This is a genomic window from Nocardia sp. JCM 34519.1 (assembly GCF_020361265.1).
GTDB classification, from domain to species: domain Bacteria; phylum Actinomycetota; class Actinomycetes; order Mycobacteriales; family Mycobacteriaceae; genus Nocardia; species Nocardia arthritidis_A.
The window spans coordinates 24,615-42,780 of sequence record NZ_JAIRBR010000011.1; the positions used below are offsets into that span (position 1 = coordinate 24,615).

14 protein-coding genes are annotated in these 18,166 nt (G+C 66.8%); 5 read left to right on the top strand and 9 right to left on the bottom strand.

Annotated features, from left to right (window positions below):
• Entirely contained in the window at positions 1–1,191 is a 1,191-nt protein-coding gene (locus tag LGY53_RS25060) for an MFS transporter (RefSeq protein ID WP_225729161.1), read from the top strand.
• 7 nt (positions 1,192–1,198) lie between these two features.
• Here LGY53_RS25060 and LGY53_RS25065 read toward each other — a convergent pair whose 3' ends face one another.
• Positions 1,199–1,612 (bottom strand): MerR family transcriptional regulator, encoded by a 414-nt coding sequence (locus tag LGY53_RS25065; protein ID WP_225729162.1) that lies wholly within the window; start codon positions 1,610–1,612, stop codon positions 1,199–1,201.
• A gap of 39 nt (positions 1,613–1,651) precedes the next feature.
• Positions 1,652–2,554, bottom strand: a complete 903-nt coding sequence (locus tag LGY53_RS25070; protein WP_225729163.1) for an SAM-dependent methyltransferase — start codon at positions 2,552–2,554, stop codon at positions 1,652–1,654.
• A gap of 421 nt (positions 2,555–2,975) precedes the next feature.
• Between LGY53_RS25070 and LGY53_RS25075 the strand changes: the two genes are divergently transcribed.
• A complete protein-coding gene (locus LGY53_RS25075) occupies positions 2,976–3,674 on the top strand; it encodes a S1 family peptidase (protein WP_225729164.1) in 699 nt (232 codons plus the stop codon).
• A 126-nt stretch (positions 3,675–3,800) separates the two neighbouring features.
• On the opposite strand, the gene LGY53_RS25080 is transcribed toward LGY53_RS25075, so the two are convergent.
• Both LGY53_RS25080 and LGY53_RS25085 read right to left on the bottom strand, forming a co-directional pair.
• Complete coding sequence (locus LGY53_RS25080) at positions 3,801–4,571, bottom strand: nucleotidyltransferase domain-containing protein (protein WP_225729165.1); 771 nt, start codon at positions 4,569–4,571, stop codon at positions 3,801–3,803.
• Positions 4,572–4,924: 353 nt separating this feature from the next.
• The gene (locus tag LGY53_RS25085) at positions 4,925–7,219 is read right to left on the bottom strand and encodes a GH92 family glycosyl hydrolase (RefSeq protein ID WP_225729166.1); all 2,295 of its coding nucleotides are present in this window, start codon (positions 7,217–7,219) and stop codon (positions 4,925–4,927) included.
• A gap of 606 nt (positions 7,220–7,825) precedes the next feature.
• On the opposite strand from LGY53_RS25085, the gene LGY53_RS25090 reads away from it, so the two are divergent.
• Positions 7,826–9,490: a hypothetical protein gene (locus tag LGY53_RS25090; protein ID WP_225729167.1), complete on the top strand. Its 1,665-nt coding sequence runs from the start codon at positions 7,826–7,828 to the stop codon at positions 9,488–9,490.
• On the opposite strand, the gene LGY53_RS44215 is transcribed toward LGY53_RS25090, so the two are convergent.
• The 3 genes from LGY53_RS44215 to LGY53_RS25105 all read right to left on the bottom strand — a co-directional run bounded on the left by LGY53_RS44215 (position 9,474) and on the right by LGY53_RS25105 (position 14,461).
• On the bottom strand, positions 9,474–11,492 hold the full coding sequence (locus tag LGY53_RS44215; protein ID WP_225729168.1) for a tetratricopeptide repeat protein: 2,019 nt from the start codon (positions 11,490–11,492) through the stop codon (positions 9,474–9,476). The genes LGY53_RS25090 and LGY53_RS44215 overlap by 17 nt on opposite strands.
• Positions 11,493–11,654: 162 nt before the next feature.
• The gene (locus tag LGY53_RS25100) at positions 11,655–12,230 is read right to left on the bottom strand and encodes a PadR family transcriptional regulator (protein ID WP_225729169.1); all 576 of its coding nucleotides are present in this window, start codon (positions 12,228–12,230) and stop codon (positions 11,655–11,657) included.
• An 89-nt stretch (positions 12,231–12,319) separates the two neighbouring features.
• Positions 12,320–14,461 (bottom strand): MMPL family transporter, encoded by a 2,142-nt coding sequence (locus LGY53_RS25105; RefSeq protein WP_225729170.1) that lies wholly within the window; start codon positions 14,459–14,461, stop codon positions 12,320–12,322.
• 170 nt (positions 14,462–14,631) lie between these two features.
• Between LGY53_RS25105 and LGY53_RS25110 the strand changes: the two genes are divergently transcribed.
• Positions 14,632–15,120, top strand: a complete 489-nt coding sequence (locus LGY53_RS25110; RefSeq protein ID WP_225729171.1) for a hypothetical protein — start codon at positions 14,632–14,634, stop codon at positions 15,118–15,120.
• A 7-nt stretch (positions 15,121–15,127) separates the two neighbouring features.
• Positions 15,128–15,919, top strand: coding sequence for a YciI family protein (locus LGY53_RS25115; protein WP_225729172.1), 792 nt, complete (start codon positions 15,128–15,130; stop codon positions 15,917–15,919).
• Here LGY53_RS25115 and LGY53_RS25120 read toward each other — a convergent pair.
• On the bottom strand, positions 15,892–16,629 hold the full coding sequence (locus LGY53_RS25120) for a response regulator transcription factor (protein ID WP_225729173.1): 738 nt from the start codon (positions 16,627–16,629) through the stop codon (positions 15,892–15,894). The genes LGY53_RS25115 and LGY53_RS25120 overlap by 28 nt on opposite strands.
• A 206-nt stretch (positions 16,630–16,835) precedes the next feature.
• Positions 16,836–18,161: an ATP-grasp domain-containing protein gene (locus tag LGY53_RS25125; RefSeq protein ID WP_225729174.1), complete on the bottom strand. Its 1,326-nt coding sequence runs from the start codon at positions 18,159–18,161 to the stop codon at positions 16,836–16,838.
• Positions 18,162–18,166 lie beyond the last annotated feature (5 nt).

The window sequence follows — 18,166 nt, forward strand, 5'->3', positions numbered from 1 at the left end:
GTGACCGTCGCGACCCGCACCGGCGGCGATATCGACAGCGGCGTCCGGCTACGCCTGAGCCTGCTGGCGGCCGCCACCTTCATCTACGTCACCTACGAGCTGTATCCGGTCGGGCTGATCACCGCGATCGCCGACGATCTGCACGTCTCCGACGGCAGTATCGGGCTGCTGGTGAGCGGTTACGCGGTGGTCGCCGCCATCGTGACGCTTCCGTCGGTCGCCTTGGCGCGCAGGATAACTCGCAAGTGGGCGCTGCTGGCATCGCTGGTCGCGCTGATCGCCGCGGAGCTGGTGACGGCGCTGGCTACCAATTATCCGATGATGGTGGCCAGCCGGGTGTTGGCCGCCCTGACGCACGGGGTGCTGTGGTCGCTGGTCGCTCCCGCGGCGGCGGCGCTGGTGCCCGCACGGCGGGTCGGGATGGCCACCGCCGTCGTATTCGCGGGCGCCACACTGGCTTCCGTGCTCGGCAGCCCGGTGAGCACCCTGCTCGGCCATGCGATCGGCTGGCAGGCCACCGCGGTGGCGCTGGCCGTCGTGACGGCGGCGGTGGCGGCCGGATTGCTGTTCACCCTGCCGAATACCGATGCCAGACAAACAGATTCGGATTCGGGGCATGATGCGCCGCCGCGCTGTAACCAGGTCGCCACGATCTGCCTGCTGGCCCTGCTGCTGGTCTTCGCGCATTTCGTCTCGTACACCTATCTCGCGCTGATCGTGAACCGGGTGCTCGACGGAAGTGTCGCGGTCGCGGCCTATCTCGGCCTGTTCGGCGTCGCGGGCGCGATCGCCACCTACTTCGCCGGGCGGCACAACGACCGGAATCCGCAGCGCTCCACCGTGATCGCGGCCGGGGTGTTCGTCGTGGGCGCGACCCTGCTCACCGTCACCGATCTCGAGCTGCCCACCCCGGCGGCGGTGGCCGCGCTCACCGCCGCGGTCGCGCTGTGGGGGGCCGCGTACGCCGCGGTCGGACCGATCTTCCAGTCGGGGATCATCCGGGCGGCAGGCCGTGAACAGGATCGGGCGTCCGCCTTTTACGTCACCTGCTACCAGATCGGTATCGCCACCGGATCCGCCTGCGGCGCTGTCGTTCTCGGCATGTCGGTGGGCTGGCTCCCGGTGACGACGCTGGCCGGAACGGTGCTCGCCTTCCTCGGCATCGTGCGCTGGCGGCACTCGTACGCGTGACGGACGTTCAGGCGGACGCCCTTATCGGCCAACGGTTTTCCACATCGGCTCGGAAGGCAGGGCAGGTGTGTACGTCCCGGTCGCGCCGACAGGTGGTGAGATGTTCCAGATAGCCGCGGGCATCGCGCAGCGCGGCGATCTGCGCATCTATTTCGGACATCCTGGCCCGCACGACGGCCCGCCAGTCCGTCTCGGCATCGGTGCCGTGCAGCACCGCCGCCACCTCGTCGACGCCGAGCATGCCGATCTCGCGACAGGTGGCGATCAGGGCGATCCGGCACACCTGATCCTCGTCGTAGTACCGGATTCCGGCCCGCCGCGTCGGCGTGAGCAACCCGCGCCGCTCCCAGTAGTGCAGCGTCGAGGCGGGGAGGCCGAATCGGTGCCTGACCTCCCCGATCGACATTTCGCTAACTCGCACCACCCAACCATAGCAGCAACTTAGGTAAACCTAAGTTGGTTACGGCCGATCTTCCGGCTTCAGCGCCGTCACATACCTGGTGAGGTCCACCAGCGTGACGATCGCCTCGGGCAGTTCGGGCAGGGCGCGGTCGTAGCGCTCGGCCAACTGCGGAATCGAAAGGGATTCGGTAGTCCAGCCATTGGCGGCGAACCAGATATCGGGATCGGTGCGCTCGTCGGTGTAGAACAGCTCGGTGACATTGATGCCCGCCATCGGCGACCGGCGCATCACCTCGGCCTCCTGATCGGCCAGCCGATCCAGGCCCGTCGCGTCGGTGATCATATCCGTCGCCACGCGGCTGCCCGGCGCGGAAAGCCGTTGGATCCGTTCGAACAGCGCGTCCTGCGCGGCGCCCGGCAGGTATGGCAGCAAACCCTCGGCGGACCACGCCGACGGCGCCGCCGGATCGAATCCGGCGTCGAGCAGGGCGGCGGGCCAGTCGTCGCGCAGATCCACGGCGACCTCGCGCCGATCCGCCGCGGGACGCACGTCGATATCCGCGAGCACCTCCCGCTTGAACTCCAGCACCTTCGGCTGATCGAGTTCGTAAACGACCGTCCCCGCAGGCCAATCCAGGCGGTAGGCGCGCGCGTCCAATCCGGCGGCGAGGATTACCGCCTGCCGCACACCGGCCGTGGCCGCCGCCGTGAAATGGTCGTCGAAGAATTTGCTCCGATAGCCCATCACGACCGGGGGCATCGGCATATCTTCCAGTGCCGCAGGGTCGTTCAGCCAGCGGTTCATTTCCTCGTGCCCGGACGCCGCGACGAACCGCGCTGCGTATTCGTCGCGGACCAGCGCGTCCGGCTGCGCGGTCTCCAACGCCCGCGCGGCGGCGACGCCGAGGGCGGTGACGCCGACGCTGCTGACAATGTCCCAGGTATCCCCTTCAGTGCGCACGCCTACCTCCGAAAATATCGAATCGTCCTGGGACACAGATGGTCCCGAGTGATGAATGGGTTGAACGCGATCGAACTGACCTTACCTCTGCTAACAAACTACGCCGAGGATGCCGATCCGGCCAGTGTCCGGTCCGATGAGTGGTTCAACCCAGGGACGGTCAACATTCCGCAACGAATCCGAGTTAGCCGTTCGATAACAATTGGACGGTGGTCCATCTAACAGCCGCGCCGCTGGTCGCCATCCGGCATCGCCGTATGCGGGCATCGGCCGGTGAACGCCGGGTTAACGGACGATCACTCCCACCCTTTCGCGCAATCATTCGATTGCTAAAAGTTTGCTAAATGCCTTTACTTGGTGCACCGCTTCGAGTCGCGCACCCGCCTCGAAACGAGCGGTTCGAAGAGAAAGCGAGCATTTCGTGCCCAAGAACGCCATCATCGCGGCGGCGATCGGGATCGTCGCGACAGGCGCCACGATCTTCGGCGCCGGTACCGCCCAGGCCGATCCGGGCTCCGCCGTGCTCGGCGGCGGATCCGGCATCGTGCTCGGCGGCCACGCCCGCTGCTCGCTGACCACGATCGGCCACGACGGCGCGGGCCACCTGGTCGGCCTGACCGCGGGACACTGCGCCGCGGTCGGCGACTCGGTGACCGCCGAGCACGACCGGGGCGCCGGTGTCGTCGGCAATGTCGTCGCCTCCGATCGCGGTAACGGCCTCGACTACGCCGTAATCGAATTCGACGCGGCCAAGGTGACCCCGGTGCGCAGCGTCGCGGGCACCACCATCGCCGGATTCGGTCCGGCGCCCGGCCCCGGGGCGACGGTGTGCAGCAACGGCCGGTCGAGCGGATTCGACTGCGGCGTGGTGTGGGGACCGATGAACAACCGGATCATCAATCAATCTTGTTCCATCCCAGGCGATTCCGGCGGACCGGTGACGATGGGTGATCGGCTCGTCGGTATGAACCAGGGCCACCTCACCCCCGGTGGCATCGACATCCCCTGTGTCGCCGCGGCATTCCCGCTGCACACACCCGCCTATTTCCAGCCCATCGACCGGATCATGCAGGCCGTGGACGGCGCGGGCGGCGTCGGCGCGGGGCTGCAACCCGTCTGACCGATTCGCTGGTAGCACCGGATTCCGCGGTGCCGCCGAGGGTTTCGCGGTGTGGATCCGGCGTGGCGGGGACGCCGGATCCACCGGGCGCGGCTGCTTCAGCCGTACCTGCCTCGGCAGGTGCGGCTACGCCCGTGCTGCGGCGGTCTGCTCGCGAAATACCTTGTCGAACAATGCTTCCGCGCGAACGATCGCCTGCGGCAGCGACTCCGGCCGGAGATCGGCGAGCACCGCGTCGACGCGTCGTAGCCCGGCCCGCCGCAGCAGCCGCTTCTCGTTCGTCACCCATTCCCCGCGCGCCGCGAGGATCGCATGGGCCGTCTGCATCGCAGCCGTAGTTATCGCACCCGCCACCTCGGCGAGCTGCCCCTTCGACGCGAAAGCGCCTCGCGCGTAACGCAAAGTCGCTACCGCACGCTCACGCCAGAACACCGATGCCGACGCCCGCAGCGCCGCCGGATAGCCCGGGCGTGGCAATTCACCGTACAGCACCCGGTTGACGCTGAGCTCCGCGACCACGAGATAGCTCGGGATGCCCGCCAGATGGAACATCAGTGGCTCCCAATGGAATCGCCCCGCCTCGGCCTCGGCGAGTTCGTGCTCCACCACCGCGAGATCGCGATAGTGCACATCGACCTGCCGCCCGTCGACGGTCAACCAGGCGCCGCCGTTGAAAACGCCGCCGCCCCAACCGCCGAGCTCCGAAACCTCACCGGGCCAGCCGATCGCACGCAGCTCGGCCGGGTCGAAATCGCCCCGATAGTAAATCGCGAAATCCCAATCGCTGTCCTGGGTGTGAGTGCCATCGGCACGTGAGCCGCCGAGTGTCACCGCCCGCACCCGCGGCAGGGCCGCCAAACGAGTGACGAGGTCGGCGAGAAATATGGCATCGGTCATGAAATCTCCAGAGTGACGAACCATCGACAGAATCGAACCCACACCGGACAAAACATGGGTCCCAACAAATTCGGCTCACTACTACTTCACATCACGACCATATAGCGCTGCGCAACCGAATTTCCACCCGCGTGAACCCCAGCTGAAACCGATCGAATCTCCCCTAACCTTCCTCGACGCCCCGCAACCCCGCCCCTACGGTCGATGCCGATGACAACTCCGCTGCTCATTCTGGTATCGGTCCTGATCGCGACCAATGTCGTGATCTGGATCTGCGGAGCCCGCCACCGCCGCGCCCTACTCCGGCGCTCGCGGGGGCTCGACCGGAACGGGAACCCGCCGCCGTGACCGGATCAGACGGAGTTGCTTCCGTCCTGGAACGACGGCGGCGCATCGGCCGGGTCGGCACCCCATGCCGTATTCGGTGTCGGCGAGAGAGTGAAATCCAGTGTGCCGCCGGTGGTTACAAAGGATTCGGGGAGCCAGGGCTTGGTCCAATTCCCCCCGTTCACCGTCAGCGCCGAAATATAGATATTCGTCGGCGATGCGTCCGGGGCATTGATGGTGATCGCCGGTCCACCCGGGCGGGTAATCGTAGCGCTGGTGAAAATCGGGCTGCCGATCACCAATTCGGCGCGGCCGGGAACCTCCGGATAGAGGCCGAGCGCGGCCCAGACATACCACGACGACATCTCGCCCAGATCGTCGTTTCCGACGAGCCCGCCGGGCGCGGCCTTCCAGATTTCCTTACGCACCCGGTCGACGGTGGACTGCGTCTTGTACGGGGCGCCCGTGTAGTTGTAGATCCACGGTGTCTCCAGCGTCGGTTCGTTACCGAGGAATGCGTACGGCTCATGCGTTCCCGCATTGAGTTTGGTGAAGAAGGTGTCGAGCCTGGCATTCACGGCGGCGGGACCGCCGAGCGCATCGATGAGCGCCCGATAGTTGTAAGGAACCATCCAAGTGTATTGTGCCCCATTGCCTTCCACATATCCGCTCGGATCGGCCGGATCGAAATCGGCGGAGAACGAACCGTCGAGATGCCGGGGCTGTAGATATCCGGTGGCCGGATTGAACAGGTTGCGCCAATTCTGCGCGCGCTGCATGAAAACGTCGTATATCGCTTGATTGTCCAGCCGGTGCGCCAGCTGCGCGATGGCGAAGTCGGCGCTGGTGTATTCGAGGGTGTCGGCCGCCTCGTCGGGTACGTAGCCGAGCGCCAGATAGCCGACCAGCCCCGGCCTTTCCTCGTAGCCCTGGCTGTTGGTGCCGGGTACGCTCGCGCCCTTCACCATCAGGTCCAGTGCCTCGGTCGCATCGAAATCCGTTGCCCCGAAGGCATATATGGACGAGACGATGATGTGGTAGGGATCGCCGTTCATCACCCCCGTGTAGTCGTTGGCGACCGTCCACCGGTCCCAGTTACCGCCCTCGCGCGCGAAAGTGACCATGCTGCGGGCGATATCGGCCGCCTCCCGCGGCGCGAGCAGCGCCAGCAACTGCACCTCGGAGCGGTAGATATCCCAACCCGAGAAGTTCGTATATATCGGGTGGGCCGGATCGGTGGTGTGTATCTGCTTGTCGAATCCGGCATAGTGACCGTCGACGTCGGAGAACACATTCGGTTGTAGCAGTGCGTGATACAGCGCGGTGTAGAAGATGGTGCGCTGCTCGTCCGTGCCGCCCGTCACCTGGATCTGGTTCAGCCGCGCATTCCAGCTGTCCTTGGCCGCGGCGGCCACCTCGTCGAAGGTCCGCGCCGGATTCTCCGCGGCGAGATTGGCCTCGGCGCCATCCGGCGAGACGAACGACAGACCGACTTTCACGTTGACGACGGCAGGTTTTCCCGGATCGAAGGTGACGTAGGCGCCGACCTGGGTGCCCGATGCGGTGTCGTCGGACCGCACCCGATCCCCGTTCCAGATGCCCGACGCCGTGATCGGCTGATCGAACTCGGCGTGGAAATACAGGGTGTAGAAACTGTTCGTGCCGCAGAACCGGCCGCTGTGGACATGGCCCGCAACATAATTCGGGCCGACGGTGACCTGCGCGTCATCGGTTCCCGAAATCGAGCCCGCCGCATTGATCAGCAGCGTCGCCGGGCCGCCCTCGGGAAAGGTGAATCGGCCGGCGCCGGTGCGCTGGGTCGCGGTCAGTTCCACCCGGATCCCGCTGTCCAGATCGACCTGGTAGCGCCCCGGACTCGCCTGCTCGTGCGCGTGCGAGAACGTGGCGACATAGTCGTCCGGCGAGGTGGCCGGTGAGGCGCCGATCGTGCCCGCGATCGGCATGAACGGCACATCCTGGTAGGTGTCGCAGCCCGCACCCGAGAGGTGGGTGAGGCTGAATCCCTTGATCCGATTGTCGTCGTAGTAGTAGCCACCGTGCTGCTGGGTCACCGTATCCGGACTCCACTGCACCATGCCGAACGGCACGTCGGCGCCGGGAAAGGTATTACCCGCCCCGCCGCCGGTGCCCATATCCACATCTCCGGGCCGAGTGCCGATGAACGGATCGACCCACCCCGTCAGATCCTGCATCCTTCCATCATCCACCGGGCTCGCCGTCGCCACAGCCGAACCGAATATCGTTACGACCACGACGACTGCCGCCGCCACGAAACGAATCTCGCGGCACCGCAACGACATGCGCGCCGATGGTCGGCGAACGATACGAATTCTACTGATATCCAACCGAACTGGGGATCCCCAAGCGGCACGTACGCGATCCTCGGCAGCCGGAACCGAGGCGATCACATATGCGTGCGGCACTGCCGCGACCCGCCGCCCACCGATCATACGAAGATGCTATCGAGCTATCCGGCGGCAACCCGTTCATCCACGCGGCAGTGTTGCGGATCGACGACAATTCCGGCCCGGCGCCGCTGCCGCCGGCGTTCAGCTCAGATACACGTCGGCGACGGGAATAGGAGACTGAGTCGTCGAGCGCGCACGATGATCGGCTACCGTGGCTGAACGAAGCACCGTTCGTCATCGCAGGGAGTCAAGTGTTCGTGAGGCCGTCAGCCGAGGTTTTGCCCGGGACAGCGGCGGCATTTTCTCCCTCTCGGAAAACGATTTTCGAGATTTACGATCCGCGTCTGCGCACGCGCCAGCCAATTTATACTGAGAATTCCGCGAACCGCGAACCGCGAACCGCGAACCGCGAACCGCGAACCGCGAACCGCGAACCGCAAACCGCAAACCGGCGCGTGATCTTCGACGCCGTGCGGACGCCATTCGGCGAGGTGTCCGGTGATCTCCCGGCACGGCCGAAAACCGAACTCCGGCAATCGCCGCGACGATCCGGCGTGGCTCACATTCGGCCCTGACCAGTACGTCGTCCTCGCCGTTGCCCGCACGCTCACCTCGGCTTATCGCCTGTTGGAAGCCGTGCACTGGTTCCGGGACGACTTCCGCGTCCGGCTGGTCTTCACCGTCGATGAATCGTCGGCATTCAGCACCGGAGTCCGGGAGCTACTGCGCGAATCCGGTGCCGACCTGGTGGCGTGGAGCCGGATCGAAGACCGCTCGTTCGACTATCATTTGGCGCTGACGGCCAGCGAGAACATCGACTTTTCCGCGTTGCGCGCGCATACGATTCTGCTGCCGCACGGGCTCGGATTCAACAAATACGTCCCGAACGGCAAGGCGCTGCGCCTCGCCGGATTGCCGCCGCACAGCGCGATTCGAGCGGGCAAGGTGACCATTTCGCTCTCGCATCGCGAACAACGCGAACAGCTCGCGGCGATCGGCCCCGATATCGCGCCCGCTACCGAGGTCGTCGGCGACCCGACCCTCGATCGACTCCGAGCCAGCCGACCTCTGCGCGCGCTGTATCGCGAGGCGTTCGGCACCGGGGACCGGACCCTGATCGTCATCGCCTCCACCTGGGGCGAGCATTCGGCCATCGCCCGATGGCGCACCTTGCCCGTGCGACTCCTGTCCGACCTCGACGCGGATGCGTATCAGGTGCTGCTCGTGCTGCATCCGAATATCTGGTCCAGGTACGGACGGTTGCAGATCGAGGTCTGGCTGTCCGCGGCGCTGGCCGCCGGGCTGATCCTGATGCCACCCGAATCCGGTTGGCACGCCGCGCTTATCGCCGCCGATCAGGTCATCACCGATCACGGCTCGCTCGGGCTGTTCGCGGCGGCGTTGGACAAACCGCTGCTCATGGCGGGCGGCACCGCCGAAACCGTAACCGGCACACCGGTCGCCGCACTCACCGAAGCCGCCGAAGAGCTCCGGCCCGGCGATGACCTGGTCCGGCAACTCGACGACGCTCGAAAGCGCCATGTGCCAGGCCAATTCGACGACATCACCGACCGGGTGTTCGACCGTGTCGGCGAAGCGACCCGGAACATCCAGCGCCTGATCTACCGCAGACTCGGCATCACCGCACCGGCCCACACCTCATCGTTGACGCGAATCCCGGTCCCGCACTGCGTGCTTCGGACGGTCACCGGCTACGTCGTGCGGACCGCTCCGATCGATGACGCGACGCTGACCCTGCAACGCATCCCGGCATCGGTCTGGCACCGGCGCGCGGATCCGGACCGCTACGAAACCCACGTGACCGCATCGGAGACCGAACCCGATCCGAAGATCCTCGAGCGGGCCGCGGCCGTAACGTCTTCCAGGACACTCGATTACCCGGCCGCGCAGGTATGGGCGCATGCGACGCTCTCGCACCATCCCGGCACTCGGCTCGCCGTCACCGCGACCTCGGCGGGTTTCCGCGCCGTCGCCCGCGGCGGCGCGGTGATCGAGGCCGATGCCCAGGTCGACAGCGCCCAGGTTCAGCTGATCGCCTCGGCGATGTACTGCTGGCTCCTCGCCTCATCACCCCGGCACGAAGACATCACCATCCGTGCCGGGACCACCTCGATCACGGTGTCGTTCAAGATCTTTCGGTGAAGCGACGCAGCAATGCGGCGAGTTCGTCGGCCCGGTCGCTGCCGAGGTTCCGATGGATCCACACCATTCTGGTGAGCGTCGCGCGCCGAACCTCCTCGTCGCCATCCGCCTCGGCGAATCGGAGGCGCAGTTCGAGCGCCTGCGCCTCGTAGAAGGCGTCACCGCTGGCGGCCAAGACCTCGATCGCCGCGGCGAGCATGTCCCGCGCCCGCCGGTGTTCGCCACGCTCGGTGAGTATTTCGGCGAGGTCGATCAGCGACCGTCCTTCCATCCGCGGGTCGCGCGCATCCCTGATCAGCTCGAGCGCGGCCCGCATCGTCGACTCGGCCTGTTCGAGATCGCCGGCTCGGCGCTGCGTCCGCGCGAGGAAGAACATGACGAATCCCTGTCCGCGAGCATCGTTTTCACGCCTGAACAGGTCGAGCGAACGTTCATACGCCGCACCGGCGTTATCCGGATCGGCGACGTCGCGATAGCGGCCGACGAACTCCCATACCGAGGCCAGCAACCGGCGATCACCGGCGGCCTCCGCCAACGGCAGCGCCTTATCGATCAGTTCCTCGCGGGCGCGTGCCAACCCGTGGCCGGTGTCCGACCGCAGCTCGAGCCACGCCCGCGAGACGAAGCTGCGCAGCCGCGCCTCGGCGCGCGCATTCCCCGCCAAATGGGCTGCCGTCGCGCCGATATCGCTGGAGACCGTCCAATCGGTGTAATAGCGCCTCGTCACGTAGACCGCGGTGAGCGATTCGGCGAGCTGCCACGCCCAGTCGTGCCACCCCAGATCGGCCGCCATGCGTTGCACCGCAAGCAGATTCATTCGCTCGGCATCGAGCCAATCAAGTGCGGCCCGGCGCGAGTCGGCACCGTCGAACGGTGTTGCCCGGCCCGCCAACAGATTTGCTGATACGCATCGGTAACGGGCCGGACCCAGCACGGCCAGATCCGCGAAAGCCGCTTTGATGACCAGATATTCGGTCACCGCCCGGATCGCCGCCGTCCGCTCTTTCGCCGAGTCGATCTCGTGCGCCAGCGCGGCCGCATGACGCTTGAGCAACGTATGAAATGACAACCGCTGCATGGAATCCTCCGCCAGCAGCCCGGCCTCGACCAGTGCGCCCACCGCGGCATCCGTTGTCGCGGCATCGCCTCCGGTGAGCGCCTGGACGGTGTCCATGGTGAGGTCCTGCCCCGGGAACAGCCCGAGCAACCGGTACAGCCGTGCCGCGTCCTCGCCCAGTTCGGCGTAACCCTCGGAGAACACCGCGGTGACCTTGTCCCGTCCATCTAGGGCGAACGACGCGAGCCCGCGTTCGTCGGCCGTGATCGCGGCGACCAGCGCATGGATGCGCAGTCCGGGACGCGACCGCAACTTCGCGGCGGCGACCGTCAATGCCACCGGCAGCCCCGCGCACTGGCCGACCAGCTCGGATACTGCTTCGGGCTCCGAATGCGCACGGGCGCCGACGAGTTCGATGATCAGGTGGGCGCCCGCGGCATCGTCGAGCGGCCGCAACTCCCGGACCGCGGCCCCTTCGAGCAACAGCTCGGTGAGTCGGCTGGTGCTTATCACCAGTACCGCGCTCGTTGCACTGTTCGGCAGGAATGGCAATACCTCCGCGGGCGCGGTCACGTTATCCAGCACGATCAGGACCGATTTCCGCGCCGTGAGAGTGCGCAAGCGATTCGCTCGCTCCGCTGCCGTCGTGGGCATAACCTCCGGATGTACGCCGAGCGCTCTCAGGCACTGCGCCAACGCGTCCGCGACCGATGTCCGCTCGGCCCGCTCCGCCCCGAAATCGACATGCAGTTCACCGTCGCCGAATACGCCATCGGCCCGCTCCACGCACCGCCGGACGAATGCCGTCTTCCCGACACCGGGCAGCCCGGTGCACACACCGACACGGGTCGCTTCCGAGGCCCAAAAGTCTTCCATCCATTCGAAATCCGACTCTCGGTTGACGAAAACCCGAGGCCCGAACGGAACCTCATGCGGCACCACCACGCTGACCCTCCCGCGTCTCGGCTCGACCACCGGCGACCCCGATGCTCCGAAGAACCGGACTTTATCGTGACCGCACCCACGGATCCGCGAAAGTCACTATCGCGGCCGATAATAGCCGTGTCGGGCACCCGAATCCGCTACGCCGCTGGGTAGTTCGCCATCCTACGGACCATGCGAACCGGCAGTGTTCGATTCCGGACCCGCCAGCGCCACCGACGGCAGCACCTCCGGCAACTGATCGAACCAATCGAGCACGGCCTGTTCATACCGTATGCCGAATTCCAGTGTGGCCAAGCGGAAATCGGCGTTGCCGAGCTCGCGCAGCTCGCCGCGCGCCTGCTCGTATCCGGCCAATCGTTCGCGATGTATGGCGCGGTGTTCGGCGATGGCGGCGCCGAGCCGCTCCCGGGGCAGGTGGTCTGCGAACATGATCGTCACCAAGAGCGGGAACCTGATCTGTTCCAGGCCGGGCCGCTGTTCGAGCCATTCCCGGAAGGCCGCGCGGCCCTCGTCGGTGATCGTGTACGGCTTGCGGTCGCGGCGCCCCGGCGGGCCGGCCGTCACCAGTCCGGCCTTCGCCATCGCGGTGAGTTCGCGGTACACCTGACTCTGCGTCAAGGTCCAGAAGCTGCCGATGCGCTGTTGGGCGACGGCCACCAGATCCCAGCCGGTCATCGGACCTTCGTGCAGAAAGCCCAGCAGGGAGGCGGCGGTCGCGTTGAGTCCGGAGCGAACCATCGCTCTACTCCCTTCATCCGATCCACGATGACATCCCATTGTGACATGTCATGAATACGGCGGACATGACGGCGCGCGGGAGCCCGAGTTCAGCCCTCCGCCCCGACCCGCACCTGCGGCGCGACAACCGGCGCCGCCTGCTCGCGCCGCCGCCACAACCGACCGGGCCACCACATCGCGCGCCCGACATCGATCGTCAACGCGGGCACCAGCAGCGTCCGCACGACGAAGGTGTCGAGCAGCACCCCGAACGCGACCGTGAACGCCAACTCCACCAGCAACACCAGCGGGATCACGGCCAGCGCGGCGAAGGTCACCGCGAGCACGACGCCCGCGGAGGTGATGACCCCGCCGGTGACGACGAGACCGCGGATCATCCCGGTCCTGGTGTCGCTGCCCATGGTCTCCTCGCGCACCCGGGTCATCAGGAAGATGTTGTAGTCGGTGCCGAGCGCGACCAGGAAGACGAACGCGTGCACGGGGAAGGTCGCGTCCACCGCCGAGAACCCGAACACATGCTGGAAGACCAGCGCCGAAACCCCGATCGCGGCGAGATAGGACAGCACGACGGTCAGCAGCAGCAACAGCGGCGCGACGAGCGCGCGCAGCAGCAGGGCGGTGATGGCGCAGACCACGATCAGCACCAGCGGCATGACGGCGCGGTCGCGGGCCGCGGTGTCGTTGAAATCGGCGAGCGTCGCGGTATATCCGCCGAGCCGCGCGTCGGCGCCGGGCACCTGGTGCACCGCGGCGCGCAACCGGTAATAGGTATCGAGCGCGGCTTTGCTGTCGGGTGCGTCGGCCAGCGTGGCATCCGCGCGGGCCAGGCCGTCGACCACTACCGGCACCTGCCGCGCCCCGGTGTACGGCGCGGCCGCGGTGACCCCTTCGACACCGCGGACGGCCGTGAGCACCGCGTCGAGCCGATCCTGCCGGACGACGATATTCACCGGGCTGCCGCTGCCCGCCGGGAAGTGCCCCGCCAGCACCTGCTGCCCGGCGACCGAATCGACATGTTTGCCGAGGATCATCTCGTTTTCCGGAATGCCGTTGGCGTGCAACTGGAAAACCCCCGCGGCGAGCGCTGCCAACATGAGCGCCGTGCCGATCCACAGCACCCGCCGGTACCGATCGACGAATCCGGCGATCCCCGGCCAGCGGCCGACGGCCGCGACCTCGCCCGATACCGGACGCCGCGGCCAGAACGCCGCCCGCCCGAACAACATCAGCAGCGCGGGCAGCAGCGTCAGCATCGCGAGCAGCGCGCAGAGCACGCCGATCGCACCGGCCGGGCCGAGCTCCCGGTTCAGGCCCAGATCGGCGAATTGCAGGCAGAGCAGGCCGACGGCCACCGTGCCGCCGCTGGCCGCGATCGGGCCGAGCGAGCGGCGCCAGGCCACCCGCATGGCCTCGAAGCGGTCATCTCGTTCGCGCAATTCCTCCCGATATCGCGACACCAGCAGCAGCGCGTAATCCGTTGCGGCGCCGAGCACCAGGACGTTGAAGATGCCCTGCACCTCCGAGCCGAGCGCCAGCACACCGTGCCGGACAAGGAGATAGAGCACGCCCTGCGCGGATTCCAGTGCGAGCCCGGCGACTACGAGCACGAGCAACGGCAGCAGCGGGCTGCGGTAGACCGCGACCAGGATCACCAGAATCACCGCGACGGTGACCAGCACCAGCATCACGTCGATACCGCCGGTCGCGTGCTGCAGGTCGACCGCGCCGCCCGCCGGGCCGGTGATGTGCACGGCGAGCCCGCCGTCGGCCGCCAGCAGTCCGCGCAGATCGGGTACATGCCCGGCTGCGGCGCTATCCGATCCGGCGAACGGCACGATCACCTCGGCCGCCTTGCCATCGGCCGAAATCACCGGGCCGACAACGGGTCCGGCGAGTACGTCGTGGAAGCGGGCGCCGATCCGGTCGGTCTGCGTCCTGACCGCGGTGCGGTCGGCGTCGGTGAGCCCGCTGTCCCGCTGATAGACCACCAACGCCGGTGCGCTCTGCGGCTCGCCGAACCGCTCGTTCAGCTTGTCGACCGTCTTCGAATCGGCCGCCGCCGGTAGGTAATTCGAGCTTCCGGTGGTGACGACAGCACTGAGCTTGCCCCCGAGCACGCTGAGCAGTCCGCCCGCCGCGAGCCAGACGACGATCACGAGCACAGCGAACCACCGGCGCCGGGCCGCGCCCGACCGTGACGAGGACATTCGATGCGATGCGGTTCTGGACATCGGGCAGGGCTCCTCCCCCGCGAATGACCCAACACTGTGGAAGGTCTATACATCGAGGCTAGATATGACACAGTGGGATGTCAACGAGCTATTGACATCCCACTGTGGGTGGTCGATGCTGGAGAAGGACCTAGCACAGTGGGATAACCGAGACGGAAAAGAGCCCTGCCGTGTTGCATACCGTCCTGATCTATCTGCATGCCGCGTTCGGCGTCGCATCCTTCGGCACCGGCATCGCGGCGCTACGCCGCGGCGCGCTGTGCCCATCGCATCTGTGGACGTTGATCGGCACCATCGTGTTCCTCGCACTGCCGATCGCCGGCGAATGGTCCAAGCTCGACGGCACCGCGCAGACGCTCTACTCGGCCTTCCTGGTGCTCGGCTTCTACATGATCTGGCGGTCGACCGAGGCCTGCCGGGTCCGTCCCGCCCGCGGCGGGGCGCCGAGCCGCGAATACGTATCCCATCTCGGCTTCAACCTCATCGCGCTGTTCGACGCGTTCGTGGTGATCCTGGTGCTCGACCTCGGTGGGCCGGTGTGGCTCATCGTCACCGTCGGCGTGTTGGTCGCCGCGGCGGGACATCCGGTCCGCCGCCGCCTCGAACACCGTCTGGCGCCCGCCGGAACGCCACAGCCGTCCGCCGATCGATCGGAATGAACCACCCATGGAATACCTGCTGCTGTTCTACAGCGACGACGCCCAGATGGCCGAGATCATGGCGAACGATCCGGAGCCGCTGATGAATCGGCATGTCGAATTCAACAAGACGGTCAAGGCGCGCACCAGGATCGTCACCTCGCACGCGCTGGAGCCCGTCGCGGCCACCGTGACCGTCCGTCCCACCGGCGACGGCGAATCCGTCGCCGTACCCGGGCCCGCGAGCCCGAATCCGGTGGCGCTCAACGGTTTCTATCTCATCACCTGCAAAGATATGGACGAGGCCGTCGATATCGCCAAACGGTATCCGATGCCGGAGGACCTGGGCTATATCGAGGTGCGGCCGACCGTATCCCGGTGGCGCGGAACCCCGCTCGCCGACAGCAGCGCGCCGCGGGAGCAGGTGTGGGCGCGTTACGCCGACGTCGCGTCCTGGCCGGAGTGGCTGGCCGGTGTCGCCGCCGCGCGAGGTACGTTCGCCGCCGGCGGCACCGGCGAGTTGCGCATGGCCGACGGCACGGTGCAACCGATGCGTATCGGGACGGTGACCGATCCGATCTCGTTCACCATGGAAGTAGAAGTAGCACAGGATATTTGGATTTGGTACGGCCATTACCTGACCGCGCGGCCGGACGGCGGCACCCGCATCATCCACGAGCCGTCGGTGCCGCACCACGCGCTCGACGCGATGGGTCTGCATTTCACCGCCGCCGTCAACGAACAGGCCGCGCAGAGCGTCGCCACGCTCGCCACGCTCGCCGCCGACCGGGTTCAGGCGGGCACCCGGTCCAGGAGGTAGCCCTTGGACCAGACCGTGCAGATCGACAGGCCGAGCGGACGAATGCGCTTGCGCAGTCTGAAGATTCGCAGGTCCACCGCATTGCGCTTCGGCGGCGACTCCGGCCAGCCCGCCTCGATCAGATCCGCTCGCGACACCACCGACTGGAAGGAATCCACCAGCACCTCCATCATCCGCGCGTCGGCCGCCGACAGCGAAAGCCAGCCGCCGCCGAAGCGCAGTACACCGGCACCATCTACCACCGGAATCGTCGCTCGCGCAAGCGTTTCCAGCGCCTCGACCCGGGACCGTAAATCCTCCGGGGCAATCGGTTGCCGCACATAGTCTTCGAGCATGCCGAGGCCGGGTGGCGGCGCCGAATCCGCTCCGACGAGGATGATCGGTACACCCATTCGCTTGTAGCGGTCGCGTTCCCGGGCCTCGGCGGGCCAGTTGAGAATTATCACTTCCATCCGTCGGCTTCCTCCCCGGTACTGCTTCGCGCCACGGACATTCCTCGTTCCGCTTGGGTCGGCGACCTCCGTTCCCCCCGGTTCGCCGACATATCGTTCGTGCCCGAATTTACACCCATTCAAACACCGCCAGCATCCCAGAATACTGAGGGCATCCGAATAGCTCAGCGACCGCTCGAGGCGAAAATTCTTGTCACGAACAGGCGGTCGAACGTGTTCCAGCAAATCCGGCGGCGACGCGAGATACAGTTGGTCCAATGACCAACTGTCCGCAAGTGCGGATGGCCGCGCCGAAAGTCGCGCCGAATTACATGATCATGCTGTTCAACCGCGCAAATCGATCCAGCCGGGTAAACACGCCGAAAATGCATCGACCACGATTTGAATTTTATTAGCGCTTTACCGATCAGCGGCCGACGCATTTATTCGGGCAACCGCACCGCATCCCTTCCCACCACCGAATATCACCATGCACCGGCGATTCCACGCATCGGCGTGCGGTGATAGTGATCCGGCATATTCGCCTCCCGATACTCGGGCCGGATCGTATCCATCACCTCACGCCACAACCGCGCCGCGTCCGGCGCGGTCGCGGCGACGCCGAGCACCGCCGCGATCATCGTCTGCCGAAAATCCACGGTATGCCCCGGCTCCGCGGCCAGCGGGATCACCGCGCGCACCCCGGGTACCCGCGCCGCGGCCGCCAAACCATCGACCCGCCGCACCCGCGCGCCGACCGGATGCTGCGGCGCGACGAATACCCCGTACCCGCCGAACTCGGCCGCCCGCCGTGGCGACAGGCCGAGCGCGACCCGGCCCGCCTCGCGCGTCAGATCCACCGACGACACCAGCGGGAAAAGATAGGGCAGCGCACCGCCCGCCCGCGCGTTCACCTCGATCACCCGGGGCCCATCGGCGGTGAGCATCAGTTCGGTGTGCGCGAGGCCGGTATCGAACCTCAAGGCGCGCAACGCCTTATCCGCCGCGTCGACGACTTCGGCGCGCCGCCCGGCGGGCAGCGAGGAGGGCAGCACCATGCCGGTCTCCAGCGCGGGCGGCGCGAGCGGGAACCGATCGGTGACCGCGAGATGCGCGATCTCACCTCGGCCGCCGATCGACTCGACGCTCACATAGGGCGCGAAATACGTTGTGCCATGCCAATTATCGCCGACCAGCAGACCCTCGAGGAGGAATTCGGTTCCGGATTCGATGGCGGCGCCCGCGTCCGCCACCCCCGAAAGCGACTCGCGCAGCACCGGTTCCAGCTCCTCGGGCCGCGAGATGACGAAGGCGAGCGCACCGCCGCTGCCCCGGGTCGGCTTGAGTATCGCGGGCAACGGCACCGCCGCCAGCGCCGCATCGACATCGGCGGGTTCGCGCAACAGATGGAACGGCGGCACCGGAACACCGGCCGCGGCCAGCGCCCGCCGCTGTGCGAATTTGTCGCGGTAGCACACCATCGCCGCGGGCCCACCCAAACCGGGCAATCCGTGCTCGGCGGCGAAGGCGGCGGTCACCTCGACCAGGTCGTCGCTGAAGGTCAATGCGCCGTCCACCGGTTTGTCGCGGGCGTATTCCCTTGCCCGCGTGAGTATTTCGCCGGTGGTCGGCGCGACGACGATATCGCGCACCCGCTCGGCGGCGTCGGCGAGGCGATCCGCGCGCCGGGATACGATCCGGTCGCTGGTCACGAGCACCACCTCGGCGATCGGCGCCAGCGCGGCGCAGGTGTCGGCGACCCGGATACCTCGGGCGCCGACGAACAACATCAGGGTCGGGCGCGCGGTCATCATTG

What these genes read in the sequence shown, in the direction of transcription:
- LGY53_RS25080 (WP_225729165.1), bottom strand. Translation starts at nt 4,571, where the DNA reads ATGACCGATGCCATATTTCTCGCCGACCTCGTCACTCGTTTGGCGGCC.
- LGY53_RS25085 (WP_225729166.1), bottom strand. Translation starts at nt 7,219, where the DNA reads ATGTCGTTGCGGTGCCGCGAGATTCGTTTCGTGGCGGCGGCAGTCGTC.
- LGY53_RS25100 (WP_225729169.1), bottom strand. Translation starts at nt 12,230, where the DNA reads ATGGTTCGCTCCGGACTCAACGCGACCGCCGCCTCCCTGCTGGGCTTT.
- LGY53_RS25105 (WP_225729170.1), bottom strand. Translation starts at nt 14,461, where the DNA reads ATGTCCAGAACCGCATCGCATCGAATGTCCTCGTCACGGTCGGGCGCG.
- LGY53_RS25115 (WP_225729172.1), top strand. Translation starts at nt 15,128, where the DNA reads ATGGAATACCTGCTGCTGTTCTACAGCGACGACGCCCAGATGGCCGAG.
- LGY53_RS25125 (WP_225729174.1), bottom strand. Translation starts at nt 18,161, where the DNA reads ATGACCGCGCGCCCGACCCTGATGTTGTTCGTCGGCGCCCGAGGTATC.